Below are 17,074 nucleotides of genomic sequence, written 5' to 3' on the forward strand. Positions count from 1 at the left end.
AATTAATGCTCTCAAAGGAACCTCATACGAGGTTCAATACATAAGCTCTACTGGCTTAGTTCACTAGCACACTGTTGAGTTCTCAAGCAACACACTTCGGACCGCCGCGCCGCAAAAGCGCCTTGGTCTTCGGCTATTGTTTCAAGCTTTGTTCCAGGGATACCACCCTGGTTCGGGACCACCCACTCTACCACGATCGTAGGAGCTTGGTTCGTGTTCCCGGCGGCCACCCGGTTTCCCTGGCGACTTGGAGAACTTTACATGCCCCCGAAACCCCCTTGCACAGGGGGGTCCCTTTTCCCGCGCCCAGCCGCTGACCTGCACCGATACCGCGGTCAGGCCGGGTGACGCTCTCCGTGCGTCGCGACCACCGTCAGCACGACGAGCGCGGCCGCGAGCCCGGCGGCGACGTGGATCGGCGCCGGCGTGAACGACGCCGCGACGACGAGCACCGCGGTCACCGGAAACCCGATGGCGATCGGGCGGCATTCGTTCGTCGGGCCGATGTGCAGGAGCCACACGCTCAGCAGGAAGACCGCGGCCGGGACCGTGGTCGCCAGAGCCGCGGCGGCCCCGCCGATACCGGGCAGCGTTCCCGTGTCGTAGGCGACCGCCACCTCGAGCCCGGCACCGACGGCCGCCGCGGAAGCGAAGATGAAGTAGTGGCCGTAGCCCCAGCTCATCGACGTGAACATCGTCGGGTGGCGGACGAGACGCGCGTGCCCCGGCCGGTCGAAGTAGAGCCACCACATCGAGAACACGAGGACGAGCGCCGCCGCGGCCAGGGAGATCAGCGTGCCGAGGTGGCCGGGTTCGGCGGTGGCCTCCTTGAGCGCGTTCGTCGCGCTGAGGATCACTTCGCCGAGCACGATCAGGGTGAACAGGCCGTACCGCTCGGCGATGTGGTGCGGGTGCCACGCCGTGCCCCGGCGACTCTCCCCCCACACCGGCACCGCCATCTCCAGGATCGCGAAGGCGAAGAACGCGTACGGCTGCAGGCCGTGGGGAAGCCACAGGTAGCCGACCCACAGCAGCTGGCAGAAGGCGATCCCCGCGGCGTAGCGCAGAGCCGCCGGACGGCACTCCGCGTCCGTCCGGGCGGCCCGCAGCCATTGCGCGACCATCGCGAGCCGCATCAGGACGTAGCCGGCGACCATCACCCGGAAGTCACCGTCGAACGCGCGTTCCACCCCGGCCGCGACGGTCAGGCCGCCGGCGATCTGCAGCAGCGTGACCAGCCGGTACGGGACGTCGTCGGTGTCGAACGCCGAGGCGAACCAGCTGAAGTTCAGCCAGCCCCACCAGATCCCGAAGAAGACCAGCGCGAACGAGAACACGCCGTGCGCGACGTGGCCTTCGGCGAGCGCGTGGTGCAGCTGCGCGGCCGCCTGGCCGACGGCGACCACGAAACACAGGTCGAACAGCAGCTCCAGCGGGGTCGCGACGCGGTGGTCCTCGCCGCTGTCGCGGGCGCGCATCGGCCGGTACCAGACCCGGCGCAGCAGTTGCTCGGTCATCGGGGCTCCCCGGGCTCGTGCCTGTCGGACGCGGTCATCCCAACATGATCACGAGCCGCGTGGAAGCACGACACGGGTGAAGAAGACGGGCGGGCCCGGTTCCCCCTCCCCCGGGCCCGCCCGCCACCGTCACGCGCCGGCGGGCACCGATGGGCAGCCCTTCCGCGAGTGCCGGACGGTCCCCCGCGGACGCCGACACCCACTGGACGGAAGGTGACCGAGTGTGTCCATTCCCTCGAACTCCGGACGCCTCGATCGCTCAAGCCGGTCACCCCATCCCCGGGTGGCCGACTGATTGCCACTGTCGGTAGCCGAAGCCGCGCAGTGAAGGCTCCATAAGATCTACCCGGTTGCTCTCCGTAGCACCAGTGTCTTTCCGCGCTCGTCACTCGGATGGAGCATCGCGAATCTGCGGAAAGTAGTCTCTCAAGCCCGGTGGACGTCCGCGGTCTGGCTTGCTTCCCGCTCTTGTTCGGAAGCCCGGCGCCGTCGGGCGCGGAGCTCGGCGAGCGCCAGGGCGAGCGCGCCGCACGTCAAGAAGGCCGCGCAGCTGAGCGCGACGGTGAGCGCCGCGGGATAGCCGCGGCCGAGGACCATGCCGAAGACCGACGCGAGCACGGCGGTGCCGATCGCCGTGCCGATCCGCTGCCCGGTCTGCAGTGCGCCGCCGGCGACCCCGGCCATCCGGACCGGCACGCACTCCAGCGTCAACGTCGTGTTCGGGGAAATCACCATCCCGCCGCCCACGCCCGCGAACACCAGCGGCACCGCGAAGGCCCAGCCGGACGCCGACGGCGGGACCAGCTCGGCCAGCAGCGCGACGGCCAGCAGCCCGACGGCGACCATGCCCAGCCCGGTGACGGTCAGCCGCCGCCCGAACCGGGGCACGAGCCGGCCGGCGACGGCGGCCGACACCGCCGAACCGAGCGCGAACGGCGTCACCGACAGGCCCGACTGCAGTGGCGAGTAGCCGAGGCCCTGCTGGAAGTAGATCGCGAAGACCAGCCAGATCCCGGCGAACCCGCAGAAGTAGAGGGCGCCGACCGCCGCGCCGGCGGCGTAGCCCGGGGTGCCGGTGAACAGGCGGGTGTCGAGCAGCGGGGACCGGCCGCGCCGGACCACCGAGTGCTCCCAGCGCACGAACGCGACCCCGAAGACGACGGCGACGATGAACAGCCACCACATTCGCGTGAGGCCGCCCTGATCGGCGTCGACGACCGGGAGCAGCACGCCGAGGACGGCGACCGCGAGCAGCACGATGCCGACGAAGTCGATCTCCGAGGAGATCTTGAGCTGTTTCTTTTCGCTGCGGGGCAGCAGCCGCAGTGCGAGGGCGAACGCGAGCGCGCCGATCGGGACGTTGACGTAGAACACCCAGCGCCAGCCGTCCTGGCTGCCGAAGAGGGCGATGATGAAGCCGCCGAGGATCGGGCCGACCGCCGTCGAGATCCCGACGACCGCGCCGAACATCCCGAACGCGCGGCCGCGCTCGGCGCCGCGGAAGAGGTCCTGGATCAGGCCGGTGTTCTGCGGGGTGAGCATGCCGGCGGCCACGCCTTGGGCGAGGCGGGCGAGCACCAGCGTGGTCTCGTTCGGGGCCGCGCCGGCCAGTGCGCTGGTGAGGACGAAGGCGGCGAGGGCGCCGAGGAACATGTTCCGGCGGCCGAACGCGTCCCCGAGGCGGCCGCCGGTGACCAGGACCAGGCCGAACGCCAGGGCGTAGCCGGAGACGACCCAGCGGATCCCGCCGCTGCTCGCGTGCAGGCCGGCCTGCATCGAGGGGAGGGCGACGTTGACGATGCTGACGTCGAGCAGGCCCATGAACCCGGCCGTGAGCGAAACGGCAAGCGCTTTCCAGCGGCGGGGATCGGGTTCGTACGTCATCGAGGGCAGACCTCACGCATGTTCACGGGCCGGGGATACCCCACTCAGCAAACACGAAAGGCGGGATCCGCGCGCGTTGTGCGCACGGATCCCGAAGCCTCACGTCGAGGCGGTGATGCCCCGGATACCCTTGAGCTCGCCGATCAGCATGGAGCTCACCTTGACCGGGTAGTCGTACAGCGCGAAGACCGTCTGGTTCTTGCCCACCAGCTTGAGGTGCACCGGGGTCTCGCCCTTGTGCGCCAGCAGCGTGGACCGCAGCTCGCTCACCACCGACTGGTCGATCTTCTCCGCCGCCGCGAGCAGCACCAGCGGCGGCTCGTCGTCGCCGTTGCCGGTTCCGACCTCGGACAGGTCGAGCGTCGCCAGGCCGCCGCCGAAGATCGACATCTTGTCTTCGCGCCAGTTGACCCGGCCCTTGACCAGGACCGCGTTGTCCTCGATCAGCTCACCGGCGAAGAGCGCGTACGACTTCGGGAAGAACAGCACCTCGAGCGAGGCGTCCATGTCCTCGACCGTGCAGATCGCCCAGGGCTCGCCCTTCTTGTTGACCCGCCGCTCGAGCGAGGTGATCAGCCCGGAGATCACCAGCTCGCCTTCCTTCGGCGGATCGTTGAGGATGCTCGCGATCGGTTTGGGGGCGTGCTTGCGCAGGATCCGCTCGGCGCCGTCCAGCGGGTGCGCCGAGACGTACAGGCCGAGCATCTCGCGCTCGTAGGCGAGCAGCTGCTTGCGCGGGTACTCCTCCTCGCCGAACTTCAGGTGCGCCAGCGGGGACGACGACGGCGCTGCCTCCCCCTCCTCGCCGCCGAAGCCGAACAGGTCGAACTGGCCCATCGCCTCCTGGCGCTTGAGCGGGACGACGGCTTCGACCGCGTCCTCGTGAACCTGGATCATCGACAGCCGCGTGTGGCCGAGGGAGTCGAACCCGCCCGCCTTGATCAGCGACTCGATGACCCGCTTGTTGCAGGCCACGAGCTCGGACTTGTCGAGGAAGTCGGTGAAGGAGGCGTACTTGCCCTTCTCCTCGCGGGTCTTGATGATCGACTCGACGACGTTCGCGCCGACGTTGCGGACCGCGCCGAGGCCGAAGCGGATGTCCTCGCCGACGGCCGCGAAGCGCAGGGCCGATTCGTTGACGTCCGGCGGCAGCACCTTGATGCCGAGCCGGCGGCACTCGGACAGGTAGACCGCCGACTTGTCCTTGTTGTCGCCGACCGACGTGAGCAGGGCGGCCATGTACTCGGCCCGGAAGTTCGCCTTGAGGTAGGCGGTCCAGTACGAGATCAGGCCGTACGCGGCCGCGTGGCTCTTGTTGAACGCGTACCCGGCGAACGGGAGGATCGTGTCCCAGAGCGCCTTGATCGCCTCGGGCGAGAAGCCGCCGGGCCGCAGGTCACTGGCCCGCATGCCGGCCTCGAAGCCCTCGTACTCCTTGTCGAGGACTTCCTTCTTCTTCTTGCCCATCGCGCGGCGGAGCACGTCCGCGCGACCCATCGTGTACCCGGCCACCTTCTGGCCGATGTGCATGATCTGCTCTTGGTACACGATCAGGCCGTACGTGTCGGCCAGGATCTCCCGCAGCGGCTCGTCGAGCTCCGGGTGGATCGGCTTGACCTTCTGCCGGTTGTTCTTGCGGTCGGCGTAGTCGTTGTGCGCGTTCATGCCCATCGGGCCGGGGCGGTACAGCGCGCCGACCGCGACGATGTCGTCGAACACCGTGGGCTCCATGCGCCGCAGCAGGTCGCGCATGGGGCCGCCGTCCAGCTGGAACACGCCGAGCGTGTCACCGCGGGCCAGCAGCTTGTACGTCTCGGGGTCGTCGATCGCCAGGGTGTCGAGGTCGACGTCGACCCCGCGGTTGGCCTTGATGTTGTCGATCGCGTCACCGATGACGGTGAGGTTCCGCAGGCCGAGGAAGTCCATCTTCAGCAGGCCGATGGCCTCGCACGACGGGTAGTCCCAGCCGGTGATGATCGAGCCGTCGTCACGCTGCCACAGCGGGATCGCGTCGGTCAGCGGGTCGCAGGACATGATGACCGCGCAGGCGTGGACGCCGGCGTTGCGGATCAGGCCCTCGAGGCCGCGGGCGGTCTCGAAGATCGTCTTGCACTCGTCGTCGGTCTCGACGAGCGCGCGGACCTCGGCGGCCTCGCCGTAGCGCTCGTGCTTGTTGTCGACGATGCCCGAGAGCGGGATGTCCTTCGCCATGATCGGCGGCGGCAGCGCCTTGGAGATCTTGTCCGCGATCGCGTAGCCGGGCTGGCCGAAGTGGACGCGCGCGCTGTCCTTGATCGCGGCCTTCGTCTTGATGGTGCCGAAGGTGATGACCTGGGCGACCTTGTCCGCGCCGTACTTGTCGGTCGCGTACCGGATCATCTCGCCGCGCCGGCGGTCGTCGAAGTCGATGTCGATGTCGGGCATCGAGACGCGCTCGGGGTTGAGGAACCGTTCGAACAGCAGCTTCTGCGGGATCGGGTCCAGGTTGGTGATACCGAGGACGTACGCGACCAGCGAACCGGCGGCCGAACCACGGCCGGGGCCGACCCGGATGCCGACCTTGCGGGCGTAGCTGATGAGGTCGGCGACGATCAGGAAGTAGGCCGGGAAGCCCTTGCCGATGATGACGTCGAGCTCGATCTCGATGCGCTCGTTGTAGTACTCGTCCGGCACGCCGTCCGGGAAGCGCCACTTGAGCCCGCGCTGGACCTCTTCGCGCAGCCAGCCGCCCTGGTCGTACCCCTCCGGCACCTCGAAGAACGGCAGCCGGTCCTTGTGCGAGTAGACGTCTTCGTAGGACTCGACGCGCTCGGCGATCATCAGCGTCGTGTCGGCCGCGCCGGGGACCTCCTTGTCCCAGTACTCGCGCATCTCGGCGGCGGACTTGAGGTAGTAGCCGTCGCCGTCGAACTTGAACCGGGTCGGGTCGTTGAGGGTCTTGCCGGCCTGGACGCACAGCAGCGCCGAGTGCGTGTCGGCCTGGTCCTTGGTGACGTAGTGCGAGTCGTTGGTGGCGATCGGCTTGAGGTCGAGCAGCCGGCCGACCTCCAGGAGGCCCTCGCGGACCGACCGCTCGATCGGCAGGCCGTGGTCCATCAGCTCGAGGAAGAAGTTGTCGGCCCCGAAGATGTCCTTGTAGTCGGACGCGGCCTGGATCGCCGCCTCCTTCTGGCCCAGCCGCAGCCGGGTCTGCACCTCGCCCGAGGGGCAGCCGGTGGTCGCGATGATCCCGGAGTGGTTCTCGGCGATCAGCTCGCGGTCCATCCGGGGCTTGCGGTAATAGCCCTGCATGCTGGCCAGCGAGGACAGCTTGAAGAGGTTCCGCAGGCCGGTGGCGTTCTGCGCGAGCATGGTCATGTGGGTGTACGCGCCGGCGCCCGAGACGTCGCCGCCCTCACCCAGCTCGTCGGAGCCGCGCTGGTTCGACTGGCCCCAGAAGACCGGCTTCTTGTGGAACCGCGACTCCGGCGCGACGTACGCCTCGATCCCGATGATCGGCTTGAGGCCGTGCTTCTTCGACTGCTGGTAGAACTCGTCGCCGCCGTACATGTTGCCGTGGTCGGTCATGCCGACCGCCGGCATGCCGAGGCGCGCCGCCTCCGCGAAGAGGGGAGCGATCTTCGCCGCACCGTCGAGCATCGAGTACTCGGTGTGGACGTGCAGGTGGACGAAAGAATCGTTCGACACCAGCGAAAACCTCCCCTAGGTGGATCGGACCGGCGCGCCCGGGTCTCCCACCTTATCCCGCGCTCACCGGGCTCGATTGTGCGCCTCGGCGGGGCCGGACCGGAGCACCGACGCGCGGCCCCTTCGGGCGGAAACGATCACGACACGCGCCGCGCCCGGACGGTCACGCGGGGCGCACCGGCGAGTGCCGCGAATGACTCATTCGGGACCTCGTAGGTCCCGAATGAGTCATTCGCGACCTTCGGGCGACCCCCCGGGCGGCGGTGAGCTGGGCCACAGAGCCGGGTACTCGCGTTGACAGCGGCGGCGCCGGGACCGAGCATTCCCGCCATGAACCTGTCTGACAGCCAGACAGCCGGACAAGGTGGTCCTCGCCGGGTGAGTGCCATGGAAGCCGTGCTGGCCCACCTGCGCTCCACGATCGAACGCGGCGAGTACGCCGTCGGCGGCAAACTCCCCTCCGAAGCCGCCCTGAGCAGGGAGTTCGAGGTGAGCCGGTCGGTGATCCGGGAAGCCCTGCGCGGCCTCCAAGCGCTCGGCATGACCGAGTCGAAGACCGGCAAGGGCACCTTCGTCACCGCCACCGGCCCGGCCGACAACCCCACCTTCGGGCCCTACTCGGCCCGCGACCTCATCGAGGTGCGCCGGCACGTCGAGATCCCCGTCGCCGGGTACGCGGCCGTGCGGCGCAGCCAGGACGACCTCGACCTGCTCGCCCACCTGCTCGACCGGATGGACGCCGAGACCGACAACACCGCCTGGGTCGCCCTCGACTCGCTCTTCCACATCACCATCGCCCAGGCCTCGGGCAACCCGGTGTTCGGGAAGGTGATCGAGGAGATCCGGGACGCCCTCGCCCGCCAGTCCGCCTTCCTCAACCAGCTCGGCGACCGGCGGAGCCAGTCGAACATCGAGCACCGGGAGATCGTCACCGCCATCGCCGACGGCTCGGAGACCGGCGCCGTCGAAGCCATGACGGCGCACCTGCAGCACGTCGAAGCCACTCTGACCAGCATCGTGAACGGGGACCAGTGACCGAACAGACCCTCACGGCCGCCACCACCGCCGATGCGGGCGACGCCGGGTACAGCAAGGCCCTGAAATCCCGGCACGTCAACATGATCGCCATCGGCGGGGCGATCGGCACCGGCCTCTTCCTCGGCGCGGGCGGCCGGCTCGCCCAGGCCGGACCGGCGCTGGCGATCGTCTACGGCGTCTGCGGGCTCTTCGCCTTCTTCGTCGTCCGCGCGCTCGGCGAGCTGATCCTGTACCGACCCTCCAGCGGCGCCTTCGTCTCCTACGCCCGCGAGTTCATGGGCGAGAAGGGCGCGTACGTCGCCGGCTGGATGCACTTCCTGAACTGGTCGACCACCGGCATCGCCGACATCACGGCGATCGCGCTGTACGCGCACTTCTGGTCGTTCTTCTCGCCGATCCCGCAGTGGGTGCTCGCGCTGATCGCCCTCGCCGTCGTCCTGACGCTGAACATGGTGTCGGTGAAGCTGTTCGGCGAGATGGAGTTCTGGTTCGCCATCATCAAGGTCGCCGCGCTCGTGCTGTTCATGGTGATCGGCATCTTCCTGCTGGTGACGCAGACGCCGATCGACGGTGTCGCGGGCGGTCCGCAGCTGATCGCCGACCACGGCGGGATCTTCCCGGCCGGGCTGCTGCCGATGGTGCTGATCGTGCAGGGCGTGGTGTTCGCCTACGCGTCGGTCGAGCTGGTCGGCGTCGCCGCGGGCGAGACCCAGAACCCGGAGAAGATCATGCCGAAGGCGATCAACTCCATCATGTGGCGCATCCTGGTCTTCTACGTCGGCTCGGTCGTGCTGCTGGCGATGCTGCTGCCGTGGAGCTCCTACACCAAGGACCAGAGCCCGTTCGTCACCGTGCTCTCGCACCTGGGCGTGCCCGCGGCGGACAGCGTGATGAACCTGGTCGTGCTCACCGCGGCGCTGTCCAGCCTGAACTCCGGGCTGTACTCGACCGGCCGCATCCTGCGGTCGATGGCCGTGGCGGGCTCGGCGCCGAAGTTCACCGGCGTGATGAACCGCAACCACGTGCCCTACGGCGGGATCCTGCTCACCGCGGCCGTCTGCGTGCTCGGCGTCGGGCTCAACTACCTGGTGCCGAAGGAGGCCTTCGACATCGTGCTGAACTTCGCCGCGATCGGCATTCTCGCCACCTGGGCCATCATCGTGCTCTGCCACCTGCTGTTCGTGCGCAAGGCGAAGCGCGACGGCCTCGAGCGGCCGTCGTTCCGGCTGCCGTTCTCGCCCTACACCGAGATCGCGACGCTGGTGTTCCTCGCCGCCGTCGTCGTCCTGATGGGCTTCGACGAGACCGGCCGGATCACCCTGCTGGCGCTGCCGGCGATCGCCGTCGCCCTGGTCGTGGGCTGGTTCGGCGTCCGCAAGCGGATCGACATGCGCGCGTTCGACGAGGAGGGCCTGTGAGCCACGAACCCCTCGTCGAGCTGATCCGCGACGGGCTGGTCGAGGGCGTCCACCACGGCTCGGCCGTGGTGCTCGCCCCGGACGGCTCGACGCGGTTCGCCGCCGGGGACGTCGGCACGCCGATGTACCCGCGGTCGACGGCGAAGCCGCTGCAGGCCACCGCGATGGCGCGGCTCGGCCTGCGCCTGTCCCCGGCCGGGTTCGCCATCGCCGCGGCCAGCCACTCCGGCGAGCCGATGCACCTCGACGCCGTGCTCGAGGTGCTCGGCGGACGCTCCCCGGACCTGCTGGGCAACCCCGCGGACTTCCCGTTCGACCCGGTCGAGCGGGACCGCTGGATCGCCGCCGGCCAGGCTCCGGCGCGGCTCGCGCACAACTGCTCCGGCAAGCACGCGGCCATGCTCGCGACCTGCGACCTCAACGGCTGGGCCACCGACGGCTACCTCGACCCGGCCCACCCGCTGCAGCGCGCGATCGCCGCCACCGTCGAGGATCTGACCGGCCGCGGCATCGCGCGGGTCGCGGTCGACGGCTGCGGCGCGCCGCTCTTCGCGACGACGCTGCGCGGGCTCGCGACGGCCGTGTCGAAGATCGCCACGGCCGCGCCCGGCACGCCGGAGGGCCTGGTCGCCGACGGCATCCGGCGGCACCCGGAGCTGGTCGGCGGCAGCCGCCGGGACGTCACCGCCGTCATGCGCGCGGTGCCCGGGCTGATCGCGAAGGACGGTTTCGAGGCCGTCCAGGTCGCCGCGCTGCCGGACGGCACGGCGATCGCGGTCAAGATCGCCGACGGCGGGGACCGGGCGCGGTACCCCGTGCTGGCCGCGCTGCTCGGGCTGTGCGGCGTGGCCGTCCCGCCCGGTCCGGACAACCTGCGTTTCACCCTTTCCGTGGGGAGCTCCGTATGACCACGCGCCGCGAACACGACCTGCTGGGCGACAAGGACGTCCCCGCCGACGCGTACTGGGGTGTGCACACCGCCCGCGCCCGCGAGAACTTCCCCATCACCGGCACGACGATCGCCGCGTACCCGCACCTGGTCGAGGCGCTGGCCTCGGTCAAGGAGGCCGCCGCGCGCGCCAACGCCGAGCTGGGCCTGCTCTCCCCCGGCATCGCCGACGCGATCTGCGCGGCCTGCCGGGAGATCCGCGAAGGCGCGCTGCACGGCGAGTTCGTCGTCGACGTCATCCAGGGCGGCGCCGGGACGTCGACCAACATGAACGCCAACGAGGTGATCGCGAACCGCGCGCTCGAGCTGCTCGGGCACGCCAAGGGCGACTACCACGTCCTGCACCCCAACGAGCACGTCAACCTCTCGCAGTCGACGAACGACGCCTACCCGACCGCGGTCAACGTCGCGACGATCATCGCCGTGCGCGAGCTGGCCGAGTCGATGGTCGTGCTGGAGAAGGCGTTCGCCGCCAAGGCCGTGGAGTTCCACGACGTGCTGAAGATGGGCCGCACGCAGCTGCAGGACGCCGTGCCGATGACGCTCGGCCAGGAGTTCGGCACCTACGCGGTGATGCTCGGCGAGGACCGGCTGCGGCTGGGCGAAGCCGTCGCGCTGCTGCACGAGATCAACCTCGGCGCGACCGCGATCGGCACCGGCCTCAACGCCGCGCCGGGCTACGCCGAAGCCGCCTGCCGCCACCTGCGCGAGATCACCGGGCTGCCGGTCGTCACCGCGGCGGATCTGGTGGAGGCCACCCAGGACTGCGGCGCGTTCGTGCACCTTTCGGGTGTCCTCAAGCGGATCGCGGTCAAGTTGTCGAAGAGCTGCAACGACCTGCGGCTGCTGTCCTCGGGGCCGCGCGCCGGGCTCAACGAGATCAACCTGCCGCCGGTGCAGGCCGGCTCGTCGATCATGCCGGGCAAGATCAACCCGGTGATCCCGGAGGTGGTCAACCAGGTCGCGTTCGAGGTGATCGGCAACGACGTCACCGTGACGATGGCCGCCGAAGCGGGGCAGCTGCAGCTCAACGCGTTCGAGCCGATCATCCTGCACTCGCTTTCGGAGAGCATCACGCACCTGGGCGCGGCCTGCCGGACGCTGGCCACGAAGTGCGTTTCCGGGATCACCGCGAACGTGGACGTCCTGCGCGCCTACGTCGAGAACTCGATCGGCCTGGTGACGGCGCTCAACCCGAGCATCGGCTACGCGGCCGCGACGGAGATCGCGAAGGAGGCCCTGGAAACCGGGCGCGGGGTCGCCGAGCTCGTCGTCGAAAAGGGCCTGATCCCCGCCGAAGAGCTGGCGAGGCTGCTGCGGCCGGAAACCCTCGCGCGCGCGAACTGAGGTACGGTCGGATCCGGATGGATCTACTCCACTTCGGAAGGCGGCCGCCCGTGCTGGACCGACTTGTCGACAAGCTGCTCGGACTCCCCCGCACCGAAGGCCCCAAGCCGGTCGTGACGCGCGACCTCGCCGTGCCGATGCCCGACGGCGTCACGCTGCTCGCCGACCGGTACGCCCCGGACGGGACGACGTCGGCGCCGGTCGTGCTGATCCGCACGCCGTACGGGCGCAAGGGCCTGGCCTCGAAGCTCTTCGGCGAAACCTTCGCCCGGCACGGGCTGCAGACGGTCGTCCAGAGCACCCGCGGCTCGTTCGGCTCCGGCGGCGAGTTCCGGCCCTTCCACCTCGAACGCGAGGACGGGCTCGCCACCGCCGAGTGGCTGCGGGCCCAGCCGTGGTGCGACGGGAACCTCGGCATGGCCGGCGCCAGCTACCTCGGGCACACGCAGTGGGCGGTGGGGCCGTACCTCGACCCGCCGCTGGCGGCGATGTGCCTCGGGGTGACGGCGTCGGAGTTCGTCTCGACGTTCTACCCGGGCGGCGTGCTCGCGGCGGACAACATGGTCTCGTGGTCGGCGATGATCGGCCGCCAGGAGGAGCGCTTCGCCGCGCTGCCGAACCCGCTGCGGACGCGCAAGACCCGCCGGGCGATGGCACACCTGCCGATCAGCGGCGCCGACGTCGCCGCGATCGGGAAGCCGGTGCGGTTCCTCCAGGACGTCGCCGAGCACTTCGTGCCCGGCGACGAGTACTGGGCGATGTCCGACCACAGCGCCGAAGTGGCGCGGCTCGACGTCCCGGTGTCGATGGTCACCGGCTGGTACGACCTGTTCATCGGCTCGCAGCTGCGCGACTTCCGGCTCCTCGCCGACGCGGGCAAGGCCCCGCGGATCACGATCGGGCCGTGGGCGCACGGCGAGCCCGCGAGCATGGGTCCGATGATCCGCGACCAGCTCGGCTTCCTGCGCGCGCACCTGCTCGGCGACCGGACCCAGCTGCAGCGGGCCCCGGTCCGGCTGTTCCTCCAGGGCGCCGGGACGTGGCTGGACTTCGAATCCTGGCCGCCGCCGTCGAAGGCGACCGAGGCGCACCTGCGGCCGATCGGCGGCCTCGGCGAGGTCGCGACCGACCCGGCGCTGCCGACGCCGTTCACCTACGACCCGGCCGACCCGACGCCGGCGGTCGGCGGCCCGCTGCTGACGGGCGAGTGGAAGCAGCGCGACAACCAGGAGGTCGAGGCCCGGCCGGACGTGCTGGTGTTCACCGGCGAGCCGCTGCCGGCGGACCTCGACGTCATCGGCGAGGTGTCGGCGACCGTGCACGTGCGCACCGAACTGGGTCACGCCGACGTCTACGTCCGGCTCTGCGACGTCGATGCCGGCGGCGTCTCCCGCAACGTGACCGACGGAATCCTGCGGCTGCGCCCGGGCGTCCCGGCGGCCGGCCCCGACGGGGTGGTGACCGCGGAAGTGACGCTCGACCCGACGGCGTACCGCTTCGGCCGCGGCCACCGCCTGCGCGTCCAGGTGGCGGGCGGCGCGTTCCCGCGCTTCGCCCGCAACCACGGCACGGGCGAGCCGGTCACCTCGGCGGTGGCCGGGAAGCCGAACCGCTTCGAGGTGTTCCACGACGCGGCGCGGCCGTCCCGGATCACGCTGCCGGTGTTCAGCGGCTGACCACGCGGTGGTGGCTGGTCACCCGGCCGTCGTCGTGGAGGACGTGCAGCAGCAGGGCCGGCGGGCGGTCGTAGTCCAGCGGGCCGCCTTCGGCCCAGCCGCGGTCCGCGCCCGGCTCGATCGGGAGCAGCGAGCCCGACACCACCCCGGGGGCGATGCGCAGCGGCACGCCGGCGAACGTCGTCGAGGCGCCGGTGTGCACGTGCCCGGCCAGCAGCGCCACCACTCGCGGGTGCCGTGCCAGTACCGGAGCCAGCCGCTCCGAGCCGGTCTGCCGGATCGCGTCCACCAGCGGGACGCCGACCTCCACCGGCGGGTGGTGGAACGCGACGAACGCCGGGCCGTCGCCGCCGGAGAGGACGCCGTCGAGCCACGCCAGGGTCTCGTCGGACAGGAAACCCGCGCCGCGGCCCGGGATCGTCGAGTCGCACAACGCGAACAGCACCCCGCCGATCTCCTGCGCCAGGTCGATCGGGCCGTCGGAAGCCGGCAGGTCGAGCAGTCCCGTGCGGAACGCCGCGCGGACGTCGTGGTTGCCCGGGCACACCAGCACCGGCGCCGGGTGCTTCAGCAGCTCGGCGGCGCGCGCGTACTCCTCCGCCGTGCCGTGGTCGGCGACGTCGCCGGTGACGACGATGGCGTCGACCGGCCGCGCCAGCCCGCCGAGGTAGCCCATCACCGCCGCGACGCGGTCTTCCGCCCGCGGGTCGCCGTCGAGGTGCAGGTCGCTCAGGTGCGCGATGATCATCTTTCGTCCTTCCCCAGGTACGCCAGTGCCTTGACCCAGTTGGCGACGAGCACCGCGGACGCGGCCGTCAGATCGCCGTCACGCAGGGCCGCGGCGATGCGGCGGTGTTCCTCGATGCTCTCCCCGGCGTGGTCGTGCCGGGCGAAGTACGCCGATTCGTAGCGCTTGAGCAGCGGCTTGGTCTGCTCGATCAGCCGCAGCAGATGCGGGTTCGGGCAGCGCGACAGCAGCAGCGCGTGCCATCGTTCGTCCAATGCGGACAGATCACCGCCGTCCGCGAGCGCCATCTCGTCGGCGACGGCGTCGAGCGCGTCCGGCAGGCCGGCCAGCTCGACCGGCGACGTCCAGCGCAGCGCCAGGGCTTCCAGCTCGGCCACCAGCGGGTAGAGCCGGCGCGCCTCGTCCGGGTCGAACGGCGGCACCAGGAACCCCCGGCCGGGCGCGGAGACCAGCAGGCCGCGGTCGGCGAGCCCGATCAGCGCCTCCCGCAGCGGCGTCCGGCTGACGCCGAGCTCGCGCGCCAGGTGCACCTCGTTGACGCGGGACCCGGCCGCGAGCCGCCGGTCCAGCACGCGGGCGGTGATCTGCTCGATGAGGTCGCTGCGCAACGGAGTGCGGGCCATGCCGGGCAGTATTGCATACAATAACTATCTACTGTATTCAGTTCGTATGAGCTTCGACGTCGAACGTGCGCGCCGCGAGACCCCGGGCTGCGCCGAAGTGGTCCACTTCAACAACGCGGGCGCCGCGCTGCCCCCGGCCGTCGTGACCGACACCGTCGTCGAGTACCTGCGCCACGAAGCGCTGGTCGGCGGGTACGAAGCCGCCGCCGGAGCCGCGGAGCGCCTCGACGCGGTGTACGCGTCGGTGGCCCGGCTGCTCGGCGCCGGCACCGACGACATCGCGCTCACCGACAACGCGACCCGCTCCTGGCAGGCGATTTTCTACGCGCTGCCGTTCGGCCCCGGCGACCGGATCCTGACCTCGCGGGCGGAGTACGCCAGCAACGCGATCGCGTTCCTGCAGGTCGCCCGGCGCACCGGCGCGGTCGTCGAGGTGATCGGCGACGACGAATCCGGGCAGCTGGACGTCGAGGAGCTGCGCCGGCGCGTCGACGGCCGCGTCAAGCTGATCGCCGTCAGCCACGTGCCCACCCAGGGCGGCCTGGTCAACCCGGCCGAGGAGATCGGCGCGGTCGCTTCGGCCGCGGGGATTCCGTTCCTGCTCGACGCCTGCCAGTCGGCGGGCCAGCTCGACCTCGACGTCACGCGCTTGAAGTGCGACGCGCTGTCGGGAACCGGCCGCAAGTACCTGCGCGGCCCGCGCGGCACCGGGTTCCTCTACGTGCACCCGCGGCTGCGCGAGCGGCTGGAGCCGGCGATGCTCGACCTGCATTCGGCGAGCTGGACGTCGCCGACGGAGTACGTCGTCGACCCGACGGCCAAGCGCTTCGAGGTGTGGGAACGCGACTTCGCCGCGGTGTGCGGCCTCGGCACGGCCATCGACTACGCGCTCGAATGGGGTTTGCCTGCCATCGAAGAGCGGGTCGCTTCGCTGGCCGCGACGCTGCGGGAGCGGCTGACCGAAGCCGGTGCCCACGTCCACGACTCCGGGGCGAAGAAGTGCGGCCTGGTCACGTTCAGCGTCGAGGGAACCCCGGCCGCGGACATCAAGGCGCGGCTGGCGGAGGCGAACATCAACACGTCCCTGTCGACGCGGACCTCGGCGCAGTTCGACTTCACCGCGCGGGCGCTGCCGGACCTGGTCCGGGCTTCGGTGCACTACTACAACACCGAGGACGAGATCGACCTGCTGGTGCGGGAGATCGAGAAGCTCTAGAAAGCGTTCACGCCGGTCAGCTCGGCCGAGAGGGTCCACAGCCGCTCGGCCTGCACCGGGTCCATCGCGTAGTCCTTCACTCCCGTTCGGGTGCCGTCGGCGGGCGCGGGCTCGGCGATGTCGCAGTCCTCGAGGTAGCCGCCGCCGAGCCCGTCGAGCTGCGGCGAAGTCGCCGCCCACACCTGAGTTGCGGCGCCCTGTTCCGGCGTCTTCGCCCCGCCCGTGACCCGGCCGGACTCGTCGACCATGCCCGCGTCGACGAGCTCCTGCCGGTCCAGGTGGCGCACGAGGTCGGTGAGGATCCGGCCCGGGTGCAGGGCGAACGCACGGACGCCCTGCTCGCGCGCCAGCTTGTCGAGGTGCACCGCGAAGAGCACGTTCGCGGTCTTGGCCTGGCCGTAGGCGAGCCACTTGTCGTAGCCGCGCTCGAAGTTCAGGTCGTCGAAGCGCACCGGGCCGTAGTGGTGGCCGCGTGAGGACACCGAAACCACGCGCGCGCCCGGCGTGAACGCCGGCCAGAGCCGGTTCACCAGCGCGAAGTGCCCGAGGTGGTTGGTGGCGAACTGCGCCTCCCAGCCCGGCCCGACGCGGGTCTCGGGCGACGCCATGATGCCGGCGCTGCCGATGAAGGTGTCGATTCCGCGTCCCGACGCGAGGAACCGCGAAGCGAACGCGCGGACGCTTTCGACGTCGGCGAGGTCGAGTTCGTCGATCTCGACGTTTTCGAAGCCCCGCCAGGCTTCTTCGGCCGTGACGCGGCGCCGGGCCGGGACGACGACGTGCGCGCCCGCGCCCGCCAGCGCCCGCGTGGTCTCCAGGCCGATGCCGGAGTAGCCGCCGGTGACGATCGCGAGCTTGCCGGTCAGGTCGAGGCCGGCCACGACCTCGGCCGCCGTGGTGGTGGCGCCGGACCCCGAGCCGAGCTTGTGCTGTGCGGTGGTCATGTTCCCGAAGCTAGGCCCTGGAGCGCA

At 70.5% G+C, this 17,074-nt stretch carries 12 protein-coding genes; 6 read left to right on the top strand and 6 right to left on the bottom strand.

The window, feature by feature from the left end; genetic code table 11:
* Positions 1–335: 335 nt before the first annotated feature.
* The 3 genes from AB0F52_RS39380 to dnaE all read right to left on the bottom strand — a co-directional run bounded on the left by AB0F52_RS39380 (position 336) and on the right by dnaE (position 7,088).
* Complete coding sequence (locus AB0F52_RS39380; RefSeq protein ID WP_360182270.1) at positions 336–1,517, bottom strand: low temperature requirement protein A; 1,182 nt, start codon at positions 1,515–1,517, stop codon at positions 336–338.
* A 426-nt stretch (positions 1,518–1,943) separates the two neighbouring features.
* Positions 1,944–3,401: an MFS transporter gene (locus tag AB0F52_RS39385; RefSeq protein ID WP_360182273.1), complete on the bottom strand. Its 1,458-nt coding sequence runs from the start codon at positions 3,399–3,401 to the stop codon at positions 1,944–1,946.
* Positions 3,402–3,500: 99 nt separating this feature from the next.
* Positions 3,501–7,088, bottom strand: a complete 3,588-nt coding sequence (dnaE, locus tag AB0F52_RS39390; RefSeq protein ID WP_360182276.1) for a DNA polymerase III subunit alpha — start codon at positions 7,086–7,088, stop codon at positions 3,501–3,503.
* A gap of 387 nt (positions 7,089–7,475) precedes the next feature.
* On the opposite strand from dnaE, the gene AB0F52_RS39395 reads away from it, so the two are divergent.
* Genes AB0F52_RS39395 through AB0F52_RS39415 form a run of 5 tightly spaced genes read left to right on the top strand, consistent with a single transcriptional unit; the run spans position 7,476 to position 13,516 of the window.
* Positions 7,476–8,123 (top strand): FadR/GntR family transcriptional regulator, encoded by a 648-nt coding sequence (locus AB0F52_RS39395; protein ID WP_360182702.1) that lies wholly within the window; start codon positions 7,476–7,478, stop codon positions 8,121–8,123.
* Positions 8,120–9,544, top strand: a complete 1,425-nt coding sequence (locus tag AB0F52_RS39400) for an amino acid permease (RefSeq protein ID WP_360182279.1) — start codon at positions 8,120–8,122, stop codon at positions 9,542–9,544. Before AB0F52_RS39395 ends, AB0F52_RS39400 begins: the two co-directional genes overlap by 4 nt.
* The gene (locus tag AB0F52_RS39405) at positions 9,541–10,452 is read left to right on the top strand and encodes an asparaginase (protein WP_360182282.1); all 912 of its coding nucleotides are present in this window, start codon (positions 9,541–9,543) and stop codon (positions 10,450–10,452) included. Before AB0F52_RS39400 ends, AB0F52_RS39405 begins: the two co-directional genes overlap by 4 nt.
* Positions 10,449–11,840, top strand: coding sequence for an aspartate ammonia-lyase (gene aspA / locus AB0F52_RS39410; protein ID WP_360182285.1), 1,392 nt, complete (start codon positions 10,449–10,451; stop codon positions 11,838–11,840). The genes AB0F52_RS39405 and aspA overlap by 4 nt, the downstream gene beginning before the upstream one ends.
* Positions 11,841–11,890: 50 nt before the next feature.
* Positions 11,891–13,516, top strand: a complete 1,626-nt coding sequence (locus AB0F52_RS39415; protein WP_360182288.1) for a CocE/NonD family hydrolase — start codon at positions 11,891–11,893, stop codon at positions 13,514–13,516.
* On the opposite strand, the gene AB0F52_RS39420 is transcribed toward AB0F52_RS39415, so the two are convergent.
* Together AB0F52_RS39420 and AB0F52_RS39425 are read right to left on the bottom strand one after the other, a co-directional pair.
* Positions 13,506–14,264, bottom strand: coding sequence for a metallophosphoesterase (locus tag AB0F52_RS39420; RefSeq protein ID WP_360182291.1), 759 nt, complete (start codon positions 14,262–14,264; stop codon positions 13,506–13,508). The two genes, AB0F52_RS39415 and AB0F52_RS39420, sit on opposite strands and share 11 nt — an antisense overlap.
* The gene (locus AB0F52_RS39425) at positions 14,261–14,887 is read right to left on the bottom strand and encodes a GntR family transcriptional regulator (protein WP_360182294.1); all 627 of its coding nucleotides are present in this window, start codon (positions 14,885–14,887) and stop codon (positions 14,261–14,263) included. Before AB0F52_RS39425 ends, AB0F52_RS39420 begins: the two co-directional genes overlap by 4 nt.
* A 46-nt stretch (positions 14,888–14,933) precedes the next feature.
* On the opposite strand from AB0F52_RS39425, the gene AB0F52_RS39430 reads away from it, so the two are divergent.
* The gene (locus AB0F52_RS39430) at positions 14,934–16,103 is read left to right on the top strand and encodes an aminotransferase class V-fold PLP-dependent enzyme (RefSeq protein ID WP_360182297.1); all 1,170 of its coding nucleotides are present in this window, start codon (positions 14,934–14,936) and stop codon (positions 16,101–16,103) included.
* Here the strand turns inward: AB0F52_RS39430 and AB0F52_RS39435 are convergent.
* Positions 16,100–17,047 carry an SDR family NAD(P)-dependent oxidoreductase gene (locus AB0F52_RS39435; RefSeq protein WP_360182300.1) on the bottom strand — a complete coding sequence of 316 codons (948 nt, stop codon included), beginning with the start codon at positions 17,045–17,047 and terminating at the stop codon, positions 16,100–16,102. The genes AB0F52_RS39430 and AB0F52_RS39435 overlap by 4 nt on opposite strands.
* Positions 17,048–17,074 lie beyond the last annotated feature (27 nt).

It is taken from the genome of Amycolatopsis sp. NPDC024027 (assembly GCF_040638975.1).
GTDB lineage: Bacteria > Actinomycetota > Actinomycetes > Mycobacteriales > Pseudonocardiaceae > Amycolatopsis.